The sequence below is a fragment of the Microcystis sp. LSC13-02 genome, assembly GCA_002282935.1.
Lineage (GTDB): Bacteria > Cyanobacteriota > Cyanobacteriia > Cyanobacteriales > Microcystaceae > Microcystis.
Genome location: MTBT01000064.1, coordinates 1 through 4278 on the forward strand (window position 1 = coordinate 1; position 4278 = coordinate 4278).

At 39.8% G+C, this 4278-nt stretch carries 4 protein-coding genes and 1 pseudogene; 3 read left to right on the forward strand and 2 right to left on the reverse strand.

Annotation, left to right across the window (positions count from 1 at the left end; translation table 11 throughout):
* Positions 1-429 precede the first annotated feature (429 nt).
* Entirely contained in the window at positions 430-570 is a 141-nt protein-coding gene (locus tag BGL89_RS03795) for a hypothetical protein (protein ID WP_286824518.1), read from the reverse strand.
* 399 nt (positions 571-969) lie between these two features.
* Between BGL89_RS03795 and clpS the strand changes: the two genes are divergently transcribed.
* From clpS to BGL89_RS03810, 3 genes are all read left to right on the forward strand, one after another.
* Positions 970-1257: an ATP-dependent Clp protease adapter ClpS gene (clpS, locus tag BGL89_RS03800; RefSeq protein WP_002738526.1), complete on the forward strand. Its 288-nt coding sequence runs from the start codon at positions 970-972 to the stop codon at positions 1255-1257.
* The gene (locus tag BGL89_RS03805) at positions 1250-2068 is read left to right on the forward strand and encodes a CPBP family intramembrane glutamic endopeptidase (RefSeq protein WP_286824519.1); all 819 of its coding nucleotides are present in this window, start codon (positions 1250-1252) and stop codon (positions 2066-2068) included. Before clpS ends, BGL89_RS03805 begins: the two co-directional genes overlap by 8 nt.
* A gap of 63 nt (positions 2069-2131) precedes the next feature.
* On the forward strand, positions 2132-3649 hold the full coding sequence (locus BGL89_RS03810; protein ID WP_286824520.1) for an ammonium transporter: 1518 nt from the start codon (positions 2132-2134) through the stop codon (positions 3647-3649).
* A gap of 11 nt (positions 3650-3660) precedes the next feature.
* On the opposite strand, the pseudogene BGL89_RS03815 reads toward BGL89_RS03810, so the two are convergent.
* A pseudogene (locus BGL89_RS03815) lies at positions 3661-4278 on the reverse strand (AAA-like domain-containing protein); the annotation flags it as partial.

The window sequence follows — 4278 nt, forward strand, 5'->3', positions numbered from 1 at the left end:
CCGATGTCAATGGGGCATTTAACATCATTAGAAAAGTAATTCCTGATGTCATTGACCAGGGAATAAAGGGTTTGCCGTTTAATCCTGTAGTACTTGACCCACTACGAATGACTAAGCTTTCAGACTTTTAAGTAAGTTTGAGTAAGTTTAGTTGAGCGGTTTCAACTTCTAGTCTGGCTTCCAGTACAAACTACTATCTCTCTGGTAGCTATAGTGGCAATGTCTTCACCATCAGGGCTGATGGTGTTGGCTCAGATACACTGATTATTCAAGGTACTGGGGTTGCTTTTTCAAGCAACGCTTCCTCGGTTCTTTTGGGATTGGTTAATAGTAATAATCTGGTGGCAGGTAACTTTATTTAACTTCATCTCGCCGATGAAGTAGTCCGGTTGGGTTGGTTAGGGACAGCGTAACCTACCCCAATTCTGATTAGATGGGAAGAAGAATTAACAAACCTAATCTTTGTCTCCTTTGTGTCTTTATTGTGACTAAAGTGTTTCGCTTTCCCGCTAATTGTTGTTTTAAGCATTGAATATTATCTTCGAGGTTTTGTAATTCGTCAGGAGCCATGGAAAAATAAGCTTAAATTAGCCAATTAATTCAATTATGATCTATCTAGGGTCTGCTGAATAAATCTAAAAACCTTGTTGGGTAAGACTTTTAGACCTTTTGTCAATCAAAAAGTACCGGATATGGGAGTGATCGGGGGGAAATTTAGGTACTTTTTCCCTGAAAATTAGGTAGTTGACCACCTGAAAATCGGTAAAACCCTACACCCCACACCCTACCACCACCGAAAAACTTTTTGCCGCAAACCCTATCTAGAAATGTCATTCCTTTAGCTGCCCCCACTCCCCAACACCCAACCCCTCACGGATCACCGAAAAAGCCTAGCTCAATCTGGAAATTTTGATTATGATCATTAGTAATTGACCTGTATTTGTGATATAGATTCAAAGGAGAAACACGGTGTCCACAGAAGTCATCGAAAAGCGTTCCACAGCGACAATCCGTAAACCAGCACCGCGTTATCGCGTTTTACTCCACAATGACGACTTTAACTCGATGGAGTATGTGGTTCAGAGTTTAATGCAAACGATCGCCGGTATGACGCAACCCCAAGCAGTCGATATCATGATGGAAGCGCACACTAATGGTACGGCCTTGGTGATTACCTGCATCCAAGAACACGCGGAATTTTACTGTGAAACCTTGAAAAATAAAGGTTTAACCAGCAGCATCGAACCCGATGAATAAAAGATTACGGGTAATTGCCACTTACCCAGTCCCCCTACGACTGGGAATTTTTATTTTGCTCTTACTTTTTCTCTGGTTGCCGATCGCACTTCCCCTCTATCACTTTTTTGCCACTAATGCTAATCTTGTCTCAATTTTGACCCTTTCTGTTCTCTATCTGGAATTTTTGGGGTTATCCCATTGGTGGGGACGGATAATTTATGGCGATGAGGGATTAGCCGATTATGGTTTGATTTGGCGAAGAAAAACGCCGATCGAATTAATTAACGGGTTGGCGATCGGTTTATTTTTCACTTTCTCGCTTTTTCTGTCCCAAGCGTTCCTAGGTTGGTTAAATTTCTTACCCGCAAATCCCCAGATCAGCAAAATCATCCTGGAGGGGTTTTTAGTCGCTTTAGCGGTGGGTTTTGCCGAAGAATTACTATTTCGGGGCTGGTTACTGGGAGAATTAGAAAAGGATTATCGTCCTGCTATCGCTCTAGTGATTAGTGCCTTAATTTTTGCTCTTGCTCACTTTATTAAACCTTTAGCCGAAATTATCCGCACTTTTCCCCAATTTCCTGCCTTAGTCCTCCTAGGATTAATTCTCGGTTGGGCAAAACGCGCCTGTGGTGGTAATTTGGGTAAAAGTATCGGTCTGCACGCGGGTTTAATCTGGGCATACTATATATTAAACGTCGGCCAGTTAATTAAATACACTGGTACTGTTCCCGATTGGTTAACTGGAATCGATAAAAATCCTTTAGCGGGAGTGATGGGTTTACTTTTCCTGACAATTCTCGCTATCTGGACAAGAAAAAAGCAGTTTTGAGTGAACGATAGGGGATTAAATCAATTACCATAAAGGGGAAATTGCCCATGAGAGTTATAACCGATGAATCAATTATTATCTTTTCTAGAATATCGCCCGCGTTTGCGTAATATCCTATCTTTTTGTTTCTCTCTTATCGTCATGCTGTTGATCGGTGTAGGCAAAGTCACAGCACAAGATTCAAATAATTCTACTCTGGATTTAGTTGCTAATCTCTGGATGTTAATAGCCGGCTCTTTAGTATTCTTTATGAATGCGGGTTTTGCCATGCTGGAAACGGGTTTTGGCCGTACTAATAACGCCACTAATGTCTTAGCTAAAAACCTAATTGTCTTCTGTGTTTCTGCCTTGGCTTATTGGATGTTTGGTTTCGGTTTAATGTTTGGCGATACATCCGCACTAAAGAATAGTTTCTCTGGTGGTACAGGATTTTTCTTGGAAATTTTAACCCCCAATAATCAATACAGTCAATTCCAAGAACTGTGGCCAGGTCGTTCAATTGCTACTTTATTTTTCTTTCAATTAACTTTTGCGGGAACTGCGGCGACCATTGTATCGGGAGCAGTGGCAGAAAGAGTTAAATTTTGGGCATTTTTGCTATTTAGTTTCTGTTTAGTCGCTTTCTCTTATTCTCTTACAGGACATTGGATTTGGTCATCAGAAGGGTGGTTATATAACTTATTTAAGTTTCGAGATTTTGCCGGTTCAACGGTGGTGCATTCGGTGGGAGGAATGGCCGGATTAGTGGGTGCTTGGTTACTAAAACCGAGGGATGGACGCTTTGGTTATAATCGCAAAACCGATAGTTATGAAGAAAAAGAAAGAGGAAATTTTGCTGCCCATCAGTTAGGGTTTGCAACTCTTGGTTGTTTAATTCTTTGGTTAGGATGGTTTGGTTTTAATGGTGGTTCGGCGGTAAATTTGGATAATGTCCCCATGGCAATTACCACCACGATGATTGCCGCTGCCACGGGAGGAGTTTTGGCATTAATTCTTAATCCTTTAATTGGCCGCAAAGCCAGTTTATCCACAATTATTAATGGCATTTTAGGAGGGTTAGTGGGGATCACGGCATCATCAGGTTATGTTAATATCAAATCAGCTATTATCATCGGTGGCATTAGTGGCATTATTGTCTTATTAGGAGAAGAATTTTTAATTAAAACTAAAGTGATTGATGATCCAGCGGGAGCAATTCCAGTACATCTTTTTTGTGGTTTTTGGGGAACAATGGCGGTGGGTTTCTTTAGTACCAAAGATGCGGGAGAATTCGCCAATGGATTAACACAGGATAATTGGCTATCTCAAGTTGTTTTTCAATTTTTTGGATGGAATATAGCCATGGTATTTACCTTTATTTTTAGTTTAATTCTCTGGCTAATTATTGGCAATGTCCTCTATTATCTGCAAGCAATTGTTTTACGTCAAAAGAATCCACAGGTTAATTCCTCTCCTGTTAGAAGGAGTGAATCCTTCAATATTCTTCAAATATTCTCCCTATTTTGGTTACAGGGAAGGGAAGGAATCCGGGTATCATTATCCGAGGAATTAAATGGTAGTGATGGGGTATTTAGTGATTGAAAAATTAATGTTTATTCAATAAGTTTTTGGCAATCTGGATTATCTTGCAAAGCTCGATCGATATCCAGTTTCCAAGCTTTGTCCTTATGCCAACGTTTTGCCCAAGATTGAGCTTCTTTAAAGTTATCAGAAGTTGGGGGGATTTTGCACAAAATTTCAAAAGCACCTTCTCTACCCGGTACATTAGCCACAAAATTATTGCTACCCAGTCCTAATGCTTGCTGAATTAACCTTAATTCATTTAATTGAGTCGCACACTTGTCAGGAAACTGATTACCTTGTTTCCTTTTCAAGTCTTGCAGTTGTTGAATAGTCTTGTCTAAGCTAATATTAAAATCTCGTTTAGCACAAATTTCTGGAATACTAGGTGAAGGTGTCACCACGATATTAGGAGTCTTTTCAGGAGTCTTGAATGACCAAAAAGTAAATCCAAGAAAGCCTAATAGTGCCAATAAAGATAATATTCTAGTTAAACCCGCAGGAGAATTCTCCACATCAACTAATTTTTCTAGTTCTTGTTTAACCCATTGAACATTAAATACCTCTTGATAAATTCGATTGGTCACTTCTAGATAATCATCATTTTTAATCACTAATTCTGCTTGCTGAAGTGCCAATTTTTCTGGTTT

Excerpts from the sequence above, each read along its gene's own strand:
- BGL89_RS03795 (WP_286824518.1), bottom strand. The coding sequence starts at position 570 with ATGGCTCCTGACGAATTACAAAACCTCGAAGATAATATTCAATGCTTA.
- BGL89_RS03805 (WP_286824519.1), top strand. The coding sequence starts at position 1,250 with ATGAATAAAAGATTACGGGTAATTGCCACTTACCCAGTCCCCCTACGA.
- BGL89_RS03810 (WP_286824520.1), top strand. The coding sequence starts at position 2,132 with ATGAATCAATTATTATCTTTTCTAGAATATCGCCCGCGTTTGCGTAAT.